The 412-nt window shown below is 70.9% G+C and carries 1 protein-coding gene; it reads right to left on the bottom strand.

From position 1 onward, the window contains the following. Positions 1 to 412 (bottom strand): RNA polymerDNA-directed RNA polymerase subunit B (locus tag AAH991_RS40290; RefSeq protein ID WP_507185163.1); only part of this gene is annotated, 412 nt, incomplete at both ends.

The following is a 412-nucleotide window of genomic DNA, read 5'->3' as shown; positions in this document are numbered from 1 at the left end:
CATGTAGTCGACCTCGGACGGATGGACGGCCTCGAACTCACCGCCCTTGCGGCGGGCGAGCACGCGGGTCTCGGCGAAGGTGCCGTCGGCGTTCAGGGCCGTGTTGGCCTGCGCGACGACGTGCCGGTCCTCCTCGTCCGCGGTCAGGTAGTCGATCTCGTCGGTGACCCGGCCGTCGACGACGCGCCGGTACGGGGTCTCGACGAAGCCGAACGAGTTGACCCGTCCGTAGGACGACAGCGAGCCGATGAGGCCGATGTTCGGGCCTTCCGGCGTCTCAATCGGGCACATCCGGCCGTAGTGCGACGGGTGCACGTCGCGGACCTCGAAGCCCGCGCGCTCACGCGACAGGCCACCCGGGCCGAGGGCCGACAGACGCCGCTTGTGCGTCAGGCCGGCGAGCGGGTTGGTC

Origin of the sequence: Microbispora sp. ZYX-F-249, from assembly GCF_039649665.1 — a bacterium.
Taxonomy (GTDB): domain Bacteria; phylum Actinomycetota; class Actinomycetes; order Streptosporangiales; family Streptosporangiaceae; genus Microbispora; species Microbispora maris.
The sequence above is the reverse complement of the archived record's forward strand: the minus strand, read 5'-3'. Positions and strand labels throughout refer to the sequence as shown.